The organism is Paenibacillus sp. 05T425 (genome assembly GCF_056396205.1).
Map to the genome: position 1 here is coordinate 716,712 of NZ_JBFTLA010000006.1, position 16,780 is coordinate 733,491.

The window sequence follows — 16,780 nt, forward strand, 5'->3', positions numbered from 1 at the left end:
GCTCTCGGGTTCAAATTTCGTGCTGCGCGCGGACAAAGTACGATTCCCCGCCCACTTGACCGCCTTTTAATATAAGCTTCAGCCCGTCTATTGCCCGGCCTTTGGCATGAACTTGGCATATTGGACTGCCTGTCTCGAACAAGGAGTCGCATCCCAGCGCATCCACATCAAGCTCCTTCACGATATAACCGGATGYATCGCCGCCGGCAATGACCAGCTTGTTCAAACCACAGGCTTCGATAAGCCAGGTGGCCAGCATGCCCAGCACAGGTCCGAGCCTTCTGCTGCTTTCTTCCGACTTGATGCCGAGCTGAGCGAGTCTCTCCCTCGTACTGGCTACATCCGGATCGTCGGGTCCGCTCGCCGTATACATAATCACGCTTTTTCCCGTTTTCAGCAGATTCATTGCCTGTTCACGCACKGCGGCGATCGCAGTCTCGCCCGAAGAAGGATCGATAAGCTGGGATACAGGCAGACGAATTCCGCAAAAACCGTGTGCAAACGCATAGCTTAATTGCTTGGCAGTCACGGGCGAGCAGCTTCCCGACAGGACAAGCACTTGTCCTTGTCCTTCTGCATCCTGTGCTTCATATTGCGTATCCTGTTCAGTCTTCACGATTCCGGCTGTTTGCCAATGCGCGGCAAGAGCCTGCTCCACCCCGGATGAGCCTATGACGAACAGCGGCTCTTCCGATGCTTCGGCTTCTTCCCAAATAAGGCGACCGACGGTTTCCATCCGCTTGGCATCAAACGCGTCGAATATAATAATATCCGGCCGCTCCTCCCGAAGCAGCTGCTCCAAATTCGTACGCACCGTTTCATAGGAACCTTCAAGCGCTACAATATCCATCAGCGATATCCGAAGCGAGGTCTGCTTCTGCAGATGCAAGCGCAGATCGGATTCCTCCATTGGTGTAACCGGATGCCTCGACATCGTTGGATGGCGGTCAAGCCGGTGAATCTGCTCTCGGGCCGCAGCGAAATGATGGCCGAATAGAGTGAAACGCCGCAAATGCGGAGCCCCAGCAAGCAGTGGAATAAAACGTCCTCCGAATAGGCCGCGGCCAAGCTCGGCCGCCTTGCCGATGCTTCCTATTTGGGGAGATGAATCAAATGTGGAACATATTTTGTAATGGACAATAGCCGTGTTGGCGGCATGAAGCTGCTTGAAGATGGGAGTTAATTGAAGTTCCATTTCCTCCGGCGACAACGATCTGCTGATTCCGGCTACCCCAAATGCGGCCAAATCCGAAAACTGGCCATTAAGCTGCTCTGAAGTCGGAGGGAGTAAAAATAAACCGGCATCGACACCTGCTTGAAACAGCGTTTCCAGCACGTCCGTCGAGCCTGTGAAATCGTCGCCGTAATAGCTAAGTAAAGGTCTGCGTTCCGATCGCTGCTTCATGCGCTTATTGACCTGCTCTTCCGAATTTGTCGATTGCCCGCTGCACGACTTGGTGCTGCTCCGCGCATTGTTCCAATGGTACATTGGCCACAGCCGCTTCCCATGCCAGCTTCATGCTCTCGAAGCCTGCAGCCGCGCCATCCGGATGTGCCAGCATTCCGCCCCCGGCCAAATGCATCACGTCCACCGTTCTTGTAGCGTCATAAGTAGCATGAGCCGTTCCCGCCCATTGCCCTGAAGAAATGACCGGCATCGCCTTGTACCCGCCTAGAAGCGGCGCAGTGCAAGCCTTGATCGAGCGCGTGACCGATTCGTTGCTTTCGTAGAACTTGCCATCCAGGCCGTTCACATGAAGATGATCAGCGCCCGCCAGGCGGCATAGCTTCTGGTATGCTGTGAATTCCATGCCCAGATGCGGCGAGCGGGTCATCATTCCCCACTGGTTGCGGTGTCCGTGAATCGGCACCTCGCTGTAGCTGTTCAGATGAGCGAGACCGGCCAGGCCTACACTCAATATGCTGACCATCACGCAATTGCCGCCGCACCCGACGACAAGATCATGATTCCTGCGAAGCTCATCCCAGTCGCCTGTAATATTGAAGGCGTACATGAGCTTCTTGCCTGTCGCATCTGCCGCCCGCTCGATCGCTGCCGTCACGGCTGCAACTTTCTGGCGGAGCGGAGCATATGGCGGATCGGCGTTAAGCTCATCGTCTTTGATGAAGTCCAATCCTGCTCTAGCAAGATTCTCTACCATTTGCGCCAGCTCTTCGATAGTCAACCCGATGCTAGGCTTCACAATGGTGCCTAGAATCGGACGATCGTACACATCGAGCAGCCTGCGCGTTCCTTCTATGCCGAATTTGGGTCCCGCATAACGTGTTGCGAACGCTTCCGGCAATTGGATGTCAAGCAAGCGCAATCCGGACAGTTGCTGCAATTCATACAAGTTGCCCGCGATCGCCGACATTAAATTAGGAATGGACGGTCCGAAGTTATGAAGCGGAAATGAAATAACAATACGTCCGCGATGATAGTTGCCGTTATGATTGGAAGGCAGCACCACTCCCGGCAAGCCCGGCGTGTCATGGTCTTCCAGCCATTCAATATGCTCTACGATGGCGCCATGCTCTTTCTTCAAACGATCCGTTTCGCCCGGTACATGCGTGAAAGTTCCCGTGGATTGCTCGCCTGCAATGATCATCGCAGCTTGTTCCAATGGAAATGGCGTTTCTACCATATATGTTGCAGTAACACGCTGTTGATCCATACGGTTTCACTCCCGTCTTCATAATGAAAGAAATTCTACTAAACACCTGCTGCAAGGGGAATGAATGCGCTTGTAAATACGAATCGGCCGGAGCCGACGCGGAACTGGAAGCCTTCGGCTTGCTCTCCAAGTAATTCGCAGCCTTCACCCGGGGCTAAAGCTGATGGATCGTTGCCGTCTACGCGCGCACTGCTTCCCGGAACGTGAACGGTCGCGGTCGTATTCGCAGGCACTTCGATCTCTAGACGCAGCTCTGCTCCGTCTATTAGCTCCCAACCGACATGTATGATGCCGTAAATTGACTCATAGGAGGCTTTGACATGCGTCAGCTGTCCGCCCGGTCTAGGCTTGATTAACATATGGCGGAAGCCCGGCTCCGTCCTATCCGCTTCGATGCCCGCCATGTAACGGAACATCCACTCCCCCACCGAGCCGAGCGAATAGTGATTGAATGAATTCATCGAAGGCGTCTGGAAACCATTATCCTCCGTCCAACCATCCCAACGTTCCCAGATCGTTGTCGCGCCGTGCTTGATCGAATACATCCATGACGGGAACGCCTCTTGAGTAAGCAGCTTATAGGCGACGCCAAGCTCTCCGCTGTCGGTAAGTGCCGGCAGCAGGTAACCTACGCCGAGAAAGCCGGTGGACAAGCGGTCTCCCCGCTCGCTGATATTGTCAGTCAGACGGCGTATCGCTTTGGCCTTCAACTCTTCCGTCAACAAGCCGAACTGAAGCGCAAGCACATAAACGGTCTGCGTATCTCCCTTGATAACTCCTTCATTCGACACGAACGCGTTACGGAATGCCACCGCGATATCGCCGAACAATGATTCGTAACGAAGTTGATCCTCGGTTTTGTTAAGCGTTCCGGCGATCAACCCCATCAGCTTCGTGCTGTATGCAAAATAAGCAGTCGCTAGCACCTCGTTCGGCGTATCCGCCTGGATCGACAACCAATCCCCATAGTTGGCGTAATCGGGACGAATCAATTCATTGCTGTTATGCTTCAGATAGTCCACCCATCGCGCCATCGCATCGTAGTGAGTTTCAAGAATACGCATATCCCCGTACATGAGGTACAGCGTCCATGGGATGATCACTCCCGCGTCGCCCCAGCCGGCGTTGTCCGGCGCAAACCAGTTCAGCCGCGTGTTCCACATCTTATGGCGAATCCATCCGGCATCGGGGGCAACGTCCGTGAAAGCGCCCGACGGCTGCTGGCAGTCGATCATATCCCACATGAATTTCGTGAAGAAACGTGATACGTCCATGTTATAAGAGGCCGTCCTAGCGAATATTTGGGCATCTCCGGTCCAGCCAAGCCTTTCGTCCCGCTGCGGGCAATCCGTCGGAACGGATAGAAAATTACCGCGCTGCCCCCAAGTAATATTAGAATACAGCTGGTTGACCATAGGGTCGGACGTTTCCAAACTTCCCGTCACCGGGGTGTCGGAGTGAATCACTTTCCCCATGATGGTCGTCAGATCCGGTTCTCCCGGATAGCCGACCAGCTCTACGTAACGAAAGCCGTGGAATGTAAAGTGCGGTTCGTACCGCTCCTCGCCCTCGCCCTTCAACACGTAATGATCCTGCTGAACGGCCAGCCTGAGGTTATCCAGATACAGCGTGCCGTCCGGATTCAATATCTCCGCATGACTTAGCGTAATTCGTGTGCCTCGCGCGCCTTGGACGCTCACTTCGGTCCAGCCGACCATGTTCTGGCCCATATCGAAGATGTACGAACCGGTTTCCGTTCTTCGAACGGATATCGGCTTAACGGTCTGTGTGATGCGAATCGGTGGTTCCATCGTCGCTGTGAGCTGACCATTGTAGCCCGAACGGATGTCCGGAGCCTCCCATGAAGCGGCGTTGAAGTTCGGCCGATCCCATCCGTCCATCTCCAGCCTCGCGTCATACGATTCGCCCATTATCATATCGGAATAGCGGATAGGTCCTGCCGTCGTTTGCCAGGAGCCATCCGAAACCACAAGCTCCCTGCTGCCATCCTCATATTCGATGCTTGCCTGCAAGAGAAGAAACGGCCGCTCGCCATAAACACGGTTGCCGAGAAATCCGACGGTTCCCGCATACCAGCCGTCACCGAGGATGACGCCGAACGCGTTCTCTCCCGGTTGCAAGCTGTCCGTAATATCATAGGTCTGAACTTGAACACGTGTATCGTAATCTGTCCAACCCGGAGCGAATAGATGTCCAACTTCCTCTCCGTTGACCGTCAGCCGGAACACGCCCAGCGCCGTAGCATACACAACGGCGCGGCGGACAGCAGAACGAATTGCAAATGATTTGCGCAAAAACGGTGAGGGCTGCAAATCCGGCGCAGTTCCGGGTCCAAGCTGCGGCTTTCTGCCGATCCACTTCGCCTTCCACTCCCCGCGAGACAACAGTCCCATCGTCCAGTAAGAAGGCTCGCTCCATTCTGATATATGATCCCGGTTATCCCAAACTCGAACCTTCCACCAATACTCTCTCTCCGATTGAAGCGATTGTCCGGCGTAAACAACGTGCACCGAGCTGCGAGACTCCACCTTGCCGCTGTCCCACCTATCCGCTTCGCCGCGATCGAGCTTGTCGCGGGAGGACGAGACCAGCACTTGATACGCCTGCTGCTTCGCGCCCCGCTCATCCGATTCCAGCCGCCAGAAAAGGCGGGGAGCCAGCACATCTATACCGATTGGATTATGTTCGTATTCGGTTTTACAATTTGTAATTCGCATGGCCACATTGACCTCCTTCTTCTATTAAAGATGTAGATGTCCGATTGCGTTCGCTCGAGACTCGTCGTCTAGGAACGGCTTCAGTCGAACCGTAAATTCCGTCGATTCCGAGGCAAGCAGATAAGACGGCAAGGTCGGAGCATAACCGCAGCTATGATTGCCAATACCCGATTGTTTCCAATCCGCATTGATTTCCACTTCGCCCAGATCGATCAGGTCAGAATGATGTTTGGCCTCGCTCAAGGCTTTGGTCCCGTATCGGTTTGCGCCAACTTGCCCGAGCGGCATCCCCGCTCCCGCAATAAGCAGTCCAACGCCGTCGACGTCCGCGATTGCGGCCCAGCGTACGTCAGCCTTGCTTCCGCTCTCTTGCGGCTTGATATAGGGCACGAACTGCTCATCGATTGTCCCTTCGTACACGCCAAGCTTCCCGCTGACTTTGCGGTCGGCGTAACATTCATGCGGACCTCGGCCGAACCAGGAGAAACGGTCGAATCGCTTCGGCATCGTGAACCGAATACCGGCTCGCGGCAGAGGCGGCAGCCCTTCCTTCAGAGGTTGAAGCTCGTTCTCCATCATCACTTCCCCGTTGCTGTATATCGTATATAGCTGCTCCACTTGAAATAGTGGCCGTGAACCTTGAACGCCGAGCATGGACTCCGTCTTGATCTGAACCGCTGAGTCGTCTTCTAGCGGCCATGACTCGACTCTGCGGACATAGGCGTTGAGCTCATGATAACCTGCATCACGCCACTGCTTAGCCAAATGGACATCGTTGTCGATCGGCGCCCTCCACAGATTGACGCGAGGTCCTTGCGCGAGCACAGATACGCCTTTATAATTCCAGGCGGTTATTTCGCCGATCAGCTTGTCGAACGTCAATGTGAAGCCATCGCCGTCGACGCGAATAATTCGATCGTTCTCCGTCGCGAACAGTCCGGCGGGTGTATGCGTATCGGCATCAGCAGACTCCGAACAAGCCGAATGGTTCAGCGGCACGTCGGCCCACGCCACCTCGTGGCCTGCCTGCGCCCAAGCCGTTCGCTCGCGCAGGATGAAGCTGACATGCAGCCAATATTCGCCGCACCCATCCGCCGGCCGCGTCCGGTAAGGGATCGTGACGAGTTCCTCGCCGCCGGCCGGAATATGCAGAGGCGCAAGCTCCCCCTCCTCCAGCGCAATGCCGTCGCAATACATACGCCAATGGACGGCAAGATGCGAAAGCGCTACCATATCGTAACGATTGCCGATCCGTAAAACGCCATGCTCCGGCAGCACCGGATGAACGGTGACCGGTTCAATCGCCTTCTTGAATTCGATTAAGGCCGGCTTAGGGCTGCGGTCAGGGAACAACAAGCCGTCGATGCAGAAGTGGCCGCTATGAGGCATATCTCCGAAGTCGCCGCCATAAGCGTATTGGAGGCTGCCGTCACTTACTCGGCGGCGAATCGAGAGATCCGTCCATTCCCAAATCAAACCGCCGCATAGCCGAGGGTAACGGTAAACGGTATCCCAGTATTCCTTCTGATTGCCGAGAGCATTGCCCATCGCATGCCCGAATTCGACCATGAGATACGGTCGCGTCTCCTCTTTCTCCCCTTCAGCAACCAGCATATCTACCGAAGGATACATGGAGCTGATGATGTCGACAATCGACGCATCCTTAGCCCGTTCGTAATGAATCGGACGTGTCGGATCCGCCGCTCTCGTCCATGCAGCCATGGCGTCGTGATTGCCCCCATAGCCCGACTCGTTTCCAAGAGACCAGACGATGACGGAAGGGTGGTTCTTATCCCGCTCCACCAGCCGAACCATCCGATCCAGGAACGCCTCCTTCCACTCGGGATCCTCAGCCAGAGCGCTTTCGTAGGCGGTCTTCTCGTCGGGATTGTTGATCCAGCGGCTGATCTCTCCGAGAAATACGCAGCCGTGCGTCTCCAAATCCGCTTCGTCGATGACGTACAGCCCATATTGATCGCAAAGATCGAGCCAGCGCTCGTCGTTCGGATAATGAGAGCAACGAACAGTATTAATGTTATGCTGCTTCATCAGCGTAATGTCGCGAACCATCGCCTCCATCGTCGTCACATGGCCGAGCTCAGGATCGAACTCATTGCGGTTCACTCCGCGAAGGATGACCGGCTTGCCATTGACGAGCAGCCGACCGCCCTTCACGTTCACGTCCCGGAAGCCGACCGTGTAACGATGCACTTCAGCTACCTTCCCCTCCGCATCGGTCAATGTCAGCAGGAGCGAGTAAAGAGCAGGCTGCTCAGCCGTCCACAACTCTGGGGCGCTGACCGGAAGCTCTGCATGGACGACAACTTCCTCACGAGGACCGGGCGATGCGGCGGCAAGCGATCTGCTGTCAAGCTGTTCCTGCGACGGTCCGAACAAAACCGCATGAAGGCCGTAATCCTCTCCCAATTGGTCGGATCGATTCGTTAAGGTGATGTCAAGCTCAAGCACCCCTTCTCGGTACGTCTCGTCGAGCTTGGTCCTAATGCGGACGTCTACCATATGCACGATGGGAACGGATAGCAGATAAACATCCCGGAATATCCCGCTCAGCCGCCATTTGTCTTGATCCTCCAGATAGCTGCCTGTCGACCATTGATAAACGCGAACCGCCAGCTTGTTCTCCCCAGGGCGGACATAAGGCGTAATATCGAATTCCATCCGATTATGGCTGCCTTGACCGAATCCGACTTCCGCTCCATTTACCCACAAATGAAAAGCGGCATCCACGCCGTCGAACGCGAGAATAACGGATCTGTCGATCCAACTGCTCGGGATATGAAACCATTGCGCATAACAGCCCGTCGGATTCATTTTCGGAATGAACGGCGGGTCAACCGGGAACGGATACTTGCTGCTGCTGTACAAGGGCACGCCGTAGCCGTGCAACTGCCAATTCGACGGAACCGGGAGCGTATCCCACGCCTCGCAGGAAAATGTTTCTTCGTAAAACCGCTCTGGCGCATCGAATGGGTTCTCCGAATAGTTAAACTTCCAGTCTCCGTTCAGACTCCGATAAAAGGGGGAGGCTGAACGATCATTCGCCAAAGCCGCCTGTTCATTCTCGAACGGAATCGCAGCGGCCCTAGCACGAACGGTATTCAGCTGCAGCACGTTCAAATTTTCATAATCATGCAAATCTACCATACGAATTCTTTATCCAATCGACGATAATCACCCTCGCGCATCGGCGCCTGTTCGAACACCTTGCGTCCGCTATACAAAGGCTTCTTCGTTCCCGTTGGCGTTATGCCCACGACATCGTCGCCGCGCCACTGCGTCTCGAACGTTTGGCCGACCGCATTCTCCAATGTCTTGCGATAGCTCAGAGGGAATGTGACCGTAATGGTTTCCCCTGCGGCAGCCGGGCCCAGCGCGAGGAAGTGACGGTTGACCCAACTGCTCGCTTCGCTGCCTTTGCCCTCGGTCACGGCCCCGTCCCGCTCGCGACTGTACCTGATCTTCGTAAATCCGGCCCACTCCGGAATCCGGATCAGAAGACGTGAAATGTCTGAACGAACGTTAAGCACGACTTTGCCTTCATGAGGCATATAGCTGCTAACGTCGAGCCACTTCGAGCCGCGATTCAGCAGAAAGTTGACACTGACGGTACCGTTCTTCTCCGTAATGGTGTTGCTCCATCCCATGAACAAGCCGCGCGTGCCCGAGCCGAGACAGCAAATTTGCAGGTCGCTCGTATGCCCCCGTCCTTCGATGACATCGCTTACGAAATCATTCGGTGCGGAATAACCCGCGAATGAACCTCGAGTACGATCGGCCACTTTATAGAAAGATTTGTCCGCAGCAATATCATTCGACTTATCGTCCGTCTGCTCTACCCAGTCGAGATCGAGCAGCTGCGATTCAGCAAGATGGTTGCGCAGAAACCGCTCGACAATACCCCAATACTCGACATAGCCGCTCTTCGCCAGCGTAATGCCGCAAGCGATCAAGTCGACAAGCGAGCACGTCTCATGCTCGTAGGCCTGCTCGTGCAGATCGCCCGGCGTCCAGCCGAACGCCGTGCATTTGGTTAGCGCCCAATCGTAACACTTCTTCACCCAAGCGATCATCGCCGCATTGCCCGAATGCATGCCGAAGCGCGCAATCGCGTCCAGCGTCCCAAGCCGGGTATGGAAGTGCCCGCTCCGATAGGCCAGCGAATCGTTAAAGCTGCCGTCCTCGTTGAAGACGCCGCTCCGCTCCATAATGAGCGCGGTGAAGAACTGACAAAGCTCATAAGCATCCTCGTTGCCCGTCAGCTCGTAGTATTTCAGCAGCGGCATGACGAGCCTTCCGCAGAAGGCAGCCGGATCCGGCGCCAGTCTAAGCTGTACGCCGTTCGCCGACGGCCAGCCCGACTCCTTGTATTCGGAGGCGGGATAATACCAGACGTCCCGTTCCTTCACAGCGATCTGCTTCAGCGCGGCCACGTGCTTATCCGCCGCTTCCTTCACCTTCGGATCTCCCGACTCCATGTACCAGCTCGTCAGCGACAGTATAACGGCACGTTGGTCGATCAGATTCGCGTTCGGCTCCCAATTATGGTTCGGATTCTTTTGCCGGTAGTTCATGCCGTCCTCCTTGAAGAACGACAGCAGGTTCGCGCGATACCGTTCCTCAACCTCCTTGCCGAACGTCTCGCCGGACATATGTCTTGCCAGAATCAATCCGTCCACCATTCTCCCGTGAGAGGAGCCGTAATCCCAATCGCCATGAACCATATAGGCGGGCTTATGCGTCAAGTCCGCGCTGAAAAATGGAATATAGCCATGGTCCTGGTCAGCCATGCCGATTATCGCGTTGATCGCATGAGCCGCCCGTTCCTCCAGCATTAACGTATCCGGTATAAGGTTTCTTTGATGTTGTTCCATCCCTTTTCCCACTCCTTTATTAGATATCTCCACGGACGATGATTCCGCTAACCTCATCTCTCCGGTTCTGTAAGCTTCAAGGTATATACCGTGCCTTCTCCTTCGCGGCTATCGATATGCAGACTCGTATGACCGCCGTAGAACGCGCGAATGCGTTCGCTGACATTGTATAAGCCATAACCGGAGTTCTCGGTCTGCAGAGCTTGACGATCCAATTCATTTCCAAGCACTCCTCGAATCACGGCCAGACGTTCCTCCGGCATGCCAGGGCCGTTGTCGGCGATCATGATCACGAGCTCCGCTTCTTCTCGTCTGATGACGATATCGATCACCCCGCGCTTGCGGCTGCGCCCAATGCCGTGTTGGATGCAGTTCTCCACGAGCGGCTGCAGAATGAACCGCGGACAGCGGATATGGTCGATATTCGCCAAAACTTGAATGGAGAACTGCAGCCGATCCAACATGCGCAGCTTATGCATATCCAAATAATGCCGAACATTATCGATTTCGTGCTGCAGCATCGTCTCGTTTTCTCCTGAGTTCAGCGTATATCGAAGCAGCCTGCCAAACGTGTATGTCGCGTCGACCACTTCCTGATCGTTATTGATCTCTGCCAGCATTCGGATCGATTCAAGCGTATTGTAAAGAAAATGAGGCTTGATCTGAGCTTGCAGCACAAGATAGTCCGCCTCCTTCTTCATTAGCTCGGCTTTATGCACCGTATTCAACAATTCGTCAATGCGATGGACAAGAGAATTGTATGATCGCGTCAGAAAGTCGATTTCATCGTTGGACTTTCCAACCTCGTAATAGGTTAGCTTGCTTTCGTCCACCTGTCGCATATGTTTTGCCAAACCAAGAATTCGGCGAACGAGAGAGGATGCCATCGCGTAATAGACCCCCGTCAACACGACCAGCGATACCACTAGCGAGAGTGCGAGAATGAACATCTTGGTCCGGATGTTGACGAATACTTCGTCCATTTGACTGAAGAAGTAGAACGTCGTGGACAGCTCAGGAATGGACAACGTGTTGACGAGCGTCCTCTGCTTGCGCAAATAGGCGTAGCCTCGATCGCTTTCTTCGGCCATAGCCAGCAAGCTTGCCGTCTGTTCATCGTCCAGCTCTATCCCATCGCTATGGTACACCGCTTCGCCTTCTTGCATAATCAGCACTAGCATGTTGTGATTGACATCGACCGCCTTGAGAAAATTGCGCAGCAGCGAATCAGTCGTCACAATCTCCAGCACGGCCAGCGGCTTCGTATAGCTGTTATTGTAAACACGCTGGTAGTAGCTCAAGTTCGGAAGCGCAGAGGTTTCGGCTTCGCTTCGGCGCAGCCAGACGCCTTCATCTACGTTAACTTCGTTCAGTTGAGCTAGCGGCTTATCATCCAGTTGGTCCAGATCCTCAAGCTCGCCGACCACTGAGTGGACCTCGGGCATCGTTTTGTACAGTTTAATTGACGAAATCTCGTTATCGCGCGATTGCGCATACATAAACAGCGGACGAATATCTTTGAGATAGTTATAGACATGTTGCAATTCAGAATGGTAAAAGCCGCTAAGATAATCGATCAACTGCTGGTTGTTCAGGAACAGAGCATGAATCGATTCCACTTGGTTCAGACTTGACCGGAACCCATCGCCAGCTTGAATGACCAGCTTCTGCTTACCTTCCGAATATTCTGACATTACATCCATGTAGAACTGATTGTACAAGTAACCGCCGAACACAATAATCGGCAATAGTACGAGCAACAGGTAGCCAAGCGCCATTTTCTGTACGATCCTCAAATTCTTCATTGCAACGGCCTTCCTTCGCATCCGGCAGCCTCATTTGAAGCGCTTTCAATCGTTTTACAACTATTATACGAGTGATCTTCAATAGCAGACAACATACCTTTCGCTAGATTAGCTTGCTTCGGTGCCAACAATAGGAGAACTTATTTTTATTGTATAGACGCAGCTTTAAGATGAATAGTGATGAAAACTTAAAAACGAGCGAACATTTTTAAGAAGTGTGTAAGCGTAATCATTACGCACCACTTTTTACATTCCATTTACTTTCCAATAATACTGGTCATACTAACCACATCTATACTGTAGAAAACTGGGCTTGAATAGGGAGAGGAAAACATGACTTCGAATCAGATAGCGCAATTTGAAAAGAAAGTCATCATTCGCAACATTGAACCAGAGGATTTCGAGAAAATAATCGCACTTCAGCATATCTGTTTTCCGAACATGGATCCTTGGAAAATAGAGCAATTGGAAAGCCATGTCCGCATTTTCCCTGAAGGACAAATTTGCGTGGAGCTCGATGGCGATATTATTGGCTCTTGCTCCAGCCTTATCGTCAATTTTGACGATTATTTAGAGCAGCATACGTATTCGGAGATTACGGACAAAGGCTACATTCGCAACCATAATCCGCGCGGGGCGAATCTGTACKGCATGGAGGTTATGGTTCATCCCGACTATCGCCGGATGAAAATTGGCAGGCGGTTGTATGAGGCGCGCAAACGGTTGGCCGAGATGCTGAACCTGCGCAGTATTATCGTCGGCGGACGAATTCCCGGATATCACAAGTATAGCGATGCAATGATGCCAAGAGAGTATGCGGAAGAAGTGCTGCAGCAGAACATTTATGATCCTGTGCTCACCTTCCAAATGATGAACGGTTTCACGTTGAAGCGGATTATTACGAACTATTTGTCCGATGACAAAGATTCAAAAAACTTTGCAGCTTTGCTCGAATGGAACAATATCGACTATAAACCCAGCAACAGCAAGACACACTATAAGCTGTCTTTTCCCGTGCGAATTTGCGTCATCCAGTACATGATGAAAAAAATCGACTCCTTCGAAGAGTTTGCGATGCAATGCGAGCATTACGTCGATGTTTCTGCCGATTACAAATCAGATTTTGCCGTGTTCCCGGAAAATGTGACCATGCAGCTGCTCTCCTTCCTGGATGAACGTTCGCCCAGCCTTGCCGTTCGGAAGCTCAGCACGTTCACGGAGCAATATATCGAATTGTTCACTGAACTGGCCGTTAAGTATAATGTAAATATTATCGGCGGTTCTCATTTTGTGGAAAAAAACAATCGTATTTATAACGTCGGCCACTTGTTCCGCCGTGACGGTACGATTGAGCAGCAGTACAAACTGCATATTTCGCCGAACGAGCGGAAATGGTGGGGAATTAACGGCGGATCGGAGCTGGAAGTATTCGATACCGACTGCGGTAAAATATCCATTCAGCTCAGCAGCGACATCGAGTACCCGGAAATTTCGCGGATCGTTGCCGAAGAAGGCGCCCAAATCATATTTGTTCCTTTTTGTGCGGAAGATAGGCAAGCCTTCCTTCGCGTCAAATATTGCGCGCAAGCCCGTGCTGTAGAAAATCAAGTGTTTACGGTTACTTCCGGTACTGTTGGAAATCTCACGCACGTAGATAACGTAGACATTCAATATGCGCAATCAGGCGTATACACGCCTGCTGACTTCTCCTTCCCGCGAGACGGGATCGCAGGCGAATGCAGCGAGAACACGGAAACGGTTATTATGGCTGAGCTGGATATGGAAATTTTGCAACGGCATCGCAAATCGACGGACATCCTTACGTTCAAGGATCGTCGGACGGATATCTATACGTTGCAAATTCGTTCCTAGATCGAGGAGGCCCTATGAAATTACTAACTGTTGCAACCGCTCAGTACAGTCTCGCTGATATCCAATCGGATGAAGCTTTTTGGTTCCGAATAGGAACGGGAAAGAAGCTCCACAACCAGAAGGTTGTAGTGCTTCTTTTTCATTATGGGGCTTAGGGAATACGACTTCGCCTAGCCCAAAAAGCCTTTCTGCCGAAGAATGTTGCTTGTGTCCTCCCATAATCTACTTTGCATCGCCAGTTCTCCCCCAGGGTGCACGGGTTTTATGGGATCACCGGTACCAACATTGTAATATCCCCCTGAACTTTCCTCATACTTCGGATCGGTCATTAGACGAATTATAATATCAGCACCTCTTCGGGGATCGCCAATACGGAAGAAATTCAATAAACGCTCAAGCAGAGAGGCAAACCAAAGCTCTCTCCCTAGACCAGTAACGTTAAATCCCGGGTTCAAGGCATGAACGGATATTCCCGTTCCTTCCCATTGACGCGCAAGTTCGGCAGTAAACATTATATTTAACAGCTTGGTTTTTCCKTATATTTCTGACGAACCTCTATGTGAAAAAGGAGATGTTTCAAGTAGATCCTCCGATAGTTGAAGTACACCGTGACGGCGAGAAGCTTCTGAAGCAACATTAACAATTTTTGCGTTTCCCGCTTTTTGCAGAGATTGTCGTAAGGAATGAGTCAATAACCATGGTGCAAAATAGTTCACAGCCATCATTTCAGCAAATCCGTCTGTAGTTACCCGCTGTTCAAAAGCATGGAGGCCTGCGTTGTTCAATAACACGTCTATCTTGGGAAATTCATCAGATATTTCTTGGCCTAATCGTCTGACATCCTTCATTGAGGACAAGTCCCCGTAGAAAAAATTCATTTCGGCTGCAGGTACACGCTCTTTTATCATTTTTTCAGTTGCTTCCGCCCGACTCTTACTTCTCGCTGTTAGGATAAGATGAGCCCCTCGATTAGCCATTTCAAGTGCAACGAGTTGCCCCAAACCACTTGTAGCGCCTGTAATTACTATTTTCGGATTTACGTATACCGTCATCTTCATTCTCCTTTATTATGGGATACTTGTGTTGCTTAGCATTTTGACATCTCATAACCGGATTTATATAATTGATATATATCAACTATAGATAGATGATTGATATATGTCAACTATATAACGAATGGAATCTCTATGAAAATTCTAAGTTAGGTGGTAACGATAATGAATGTTGAACGCAAAGATACGGTAAGAGGACAACTGGAGCTTAGGCTTGGCGAACAAATTAATGCCCTCATTAGCGCCTCACATGCGCTAAATGTCAGAACTTCTGCCTTTTTCGATTCCTCAATACAACCTGCGGCTTTCCATATCATCCGTTGGCTATACTCCCACGGACCAACTAGCGCCTCTTCATTGGCAGACTCAACTGCAATGGACCGTAGCTCGGTCAGCCGTCTCGTCAAACAACTAGAGATTCTAGGTTATGTTACTAGGGAAGGCTCTCCCAATGACCGTCGAGCGGTACTTCTTACACTCACGGATCTTGGACGAAAAAAAACGTTTGAAGCTTTGCGGAATAAAGAAAACTTTTTTTATGAACGAATAGCACAATGGGATAATCAACAACTTGAAAAGTTTACTGAAATGCTCAAAGCTATAAATGGATTTGGGTAAGACCATTAAACTTTTATAGTAAATAGTTACAGATATACAAACATACTTTTAGTTGAATTGCCGTGGAGCCTTAACGAGATAATGCCCGTGTGAGGTTGCTACAGTCACAATAAGTCGGGACTCTGCAATGACCCAATGTATTCGTATTTGTATATTTTACCGGCTGGACCGGTTTGAATTACTCGGAATTTACCTCTTTCTACAAGGCTTCTGCAGTACTTGATGACCGTTTGCTTGTGAATCTCCAGTTCAATCGCCGCTTTCGCTGGGCTAATGATACGATTGTGCCGAATCGCTAGACGCATCAACTGGCGTTCGATTTTTTGATATTCGCGACGAGGCATTTGATTTTTCTCACCCGTTGACACTAGATAGGGGGCTAGTATGCAGCGAATCATAGTTCGTACGAACAATGGATTTTCTTTCATTTCATCTAAGGGTATAGAAATCACTTGGCATTCTTGTGATTGCAAGAACAAAGCTCTATTTAGATCCATTCGATATTTCGAACGATCCGTGCCATGTGAACCATAATCCATGACTTCGAATACATAACGAAGACTGCCCATGATCCAAATAAAATCCACAAAGTAAGGCCGAATCCGTGCCCTCTTTTCAAAGCATCCTTTCGTTCCCCCTGGCGTTTGGACAAGTGATCGTTTACCCACTTCTTATGCTCGATCTCAAAACTCAACTGTGTCACCCTTCCCTGGCAAAAAATAAAACGCCTCGACTTCCCTTACATTAGAAGGGATACCGAGGCGTTCTTCGCCAAACCATATTTAAGTAAAACCATAATAATTCATTTAAAGCCAAGCAGCAATAAGTATTATTTCCGTACTATAGTCTCATGAACATTTTGTGTGATTTTTCATACAAATGCAAAGGCCAACCTAAGCTACATTCTCGTTTATACGACTTTTCATACAAATAATCGCAATACACAGCAGGAGCGTTCAACTTTGTACGATTTTTCGAATAAAACAACTATATTAGGGTCAAGTCCAAAGTTGTGTGTAAAATCCTCGAACAGAAAGCCTACTCGTCGCGAGTAGGTTTTTCGGTTGTCTTTGGTGTTTTCTTTCGCCACTCGTGGTACTCGGTCATTTCAATATATTTCTTGCCTAC

The 16,780-nt window shown here is 51.3% G+C and carries 10 protein-coding genes; 2 read left to right on the forward strand and 8 right to left on the reverse strand.

Translation table 11 applies throughout. The annotated features are described in order from the left end of the window. Window positions 1-10: 10 nt before the first annotated feature. From AC1DF0_RS17230 to AC1DF0_RS17255, 6 genes are read right to left on the reverse strand one after another with little or no spacing between them, the layout of a single operon-like run. Window positions 11-1,489 carry a four-carbon acid sugar kinase family protein gene (locus AC1DF0_RS17230; RefSeq protein ID WP_477574751.1) on the reverse strand — a complete coding sequence of 493 codons (1,479 nt, stop codon included), beginning with the start codon at window positions 1,487-1,489 and terminating at the stop codon, window positions 11-13. Beyond that, a complete protein-coding gene (locus AC1DF0_RS17235) occupies window positions 1,410-2,675 on the reverse strand; it encodes a ribulose-bisphosphate carboxylase large subunit family protein (protein ID WP_442052108.1) in 1,266 nt (421 codons plus the stop codon). The genes AC1DF0_RS17230 and AC1DF0_RS17235 overlap by 80 nt, the downstream gene beginning before the upstream one ends. A gap of 38 nt (window positions 2,676-2,713) precedes the next feature. Next, on the reverse strand, window positions 2,714-5,413 hold the full coding sequence (locus tag AC1DF0_RS17240) for a family 78 glycoside hydrolase catalytic domain (protein ID WP_477574752.1): 2,700 nt from the start codon (window positions 5,411-5,413) through the stop codon (window positions 2,714-2,716). A gap of 24 nt (window positions 5,414-5,437) precedes the next feature. Beyond that, window positions 5,438-8,578 carry a glycoside hydrolase family 2 TIM barrel-domain containing protein gene (locus AC1DF0_RS17245; RefSeq protein WP_477574753.1) on the reverse strand — a complete coding sequence of 1,047 codons (3,141 nt, stop codon included), beginning with the start codon at window positions 8,576-8,578 and terminating at the stop codon, window positions 5,438-5,440. After that, window positions 8,572-10,305: a glycoside hydrolase family protein gene (locus AC1DF0_RS17250; RefSeq protein ID WP_442052105.1), complete on the reverse strand. Its 1,734-nt coding sequence runs from the start codon at window positions 10,303-10,305 to the stop codon at window positions 8,572-8,574. The genes AC1DF0_RS17245 and AC1DF0_RS17250 overlap by 7 nt, the downstream gene beginning before the upstream one ends. 53 nt (window positions 10,306-10,358) lie before the next feature. After that, the gene (locus AC1DF0_RS17255) at window positions 10,359-12,110 is read right to left on the reverse strand and encodes a sensor histidine kinase (RefSeq protein WP_477574754.1); all 1,752 of its coding nucleotides are present in this window, start codon (window positions 12,108-12,110) and stop codon (window positions 10,359-10,361) included. A 333-nt stretch (window positions 12,111-12,443) separates the two neighbouring features. On the opposite strand from AC1DF0_RS17255, the gene AC1DF0_RS17260 reads away from it, so the two are divergent. After that, the gene (locus AC1DF0_RS17260; RefSeq protein WP_477574755.1) at window positions 12,444-13,982 is read left to right on the forward strand and encodes a GNAT family N-acetyltransferase; all 1,539 of its coding nucleotides are present in this window, start codon (window positions 12,444-12,446) and stop codon (window positions 13,980-13,982) included. Window positions 13,983-14,152: 170 nt separating this feature from the next. On the opposite strand, the gene AC1DF0_RS17265 is transcribed toward AC1DF0_RS17260, so the two are convergent. Then, window positions 14,153-15,034, reverse strand: coding sequence for an SDR family NAD(P)-dependent oxidoreductase (locus AC1DF0_RS17265; RefSeq protein ID WP_477574756.1), 882 nt, complete (start codon window positions 15,032-15,034; stop codon window positions 14,153-14,155). Between the two features lie 165 nt (window positions 15,035-15,199). Here AC1DF0_RS17265 and AC1DF0_RS17270 point away from each other — a divergent pair, with 165 nt between their 5' ends. After that, entirely contained in the window at window positions 15,200-15,652 is a 453-nt protein-coding gene (locus AC1DF0_RS17270) for a MarR family winged helix-turn-helix transcriptional regulator (protein ID WP_477574757.1), read from the forward strand. 104 nt (window positions 15,653-15,756) lie between these two features. On the opposite strand, the gene AC1DF0_RS17275 is transcribed toward AC1DF0_RS17270, so the two are convergent. Further along, window positions 15,757-16,320: a hypothetical protein gene (locus AC1DF0_RS17275; protein WP_442053580.1), complete on the reverse strand. Its 564-nt coding sequence runs from the start codon at window positions 16,318-16,320 to the stop codon at window positions 15,757-15,759. Between the last annotated feature and the right edge of the window lie 460 nt (window positions 16,321-16,780).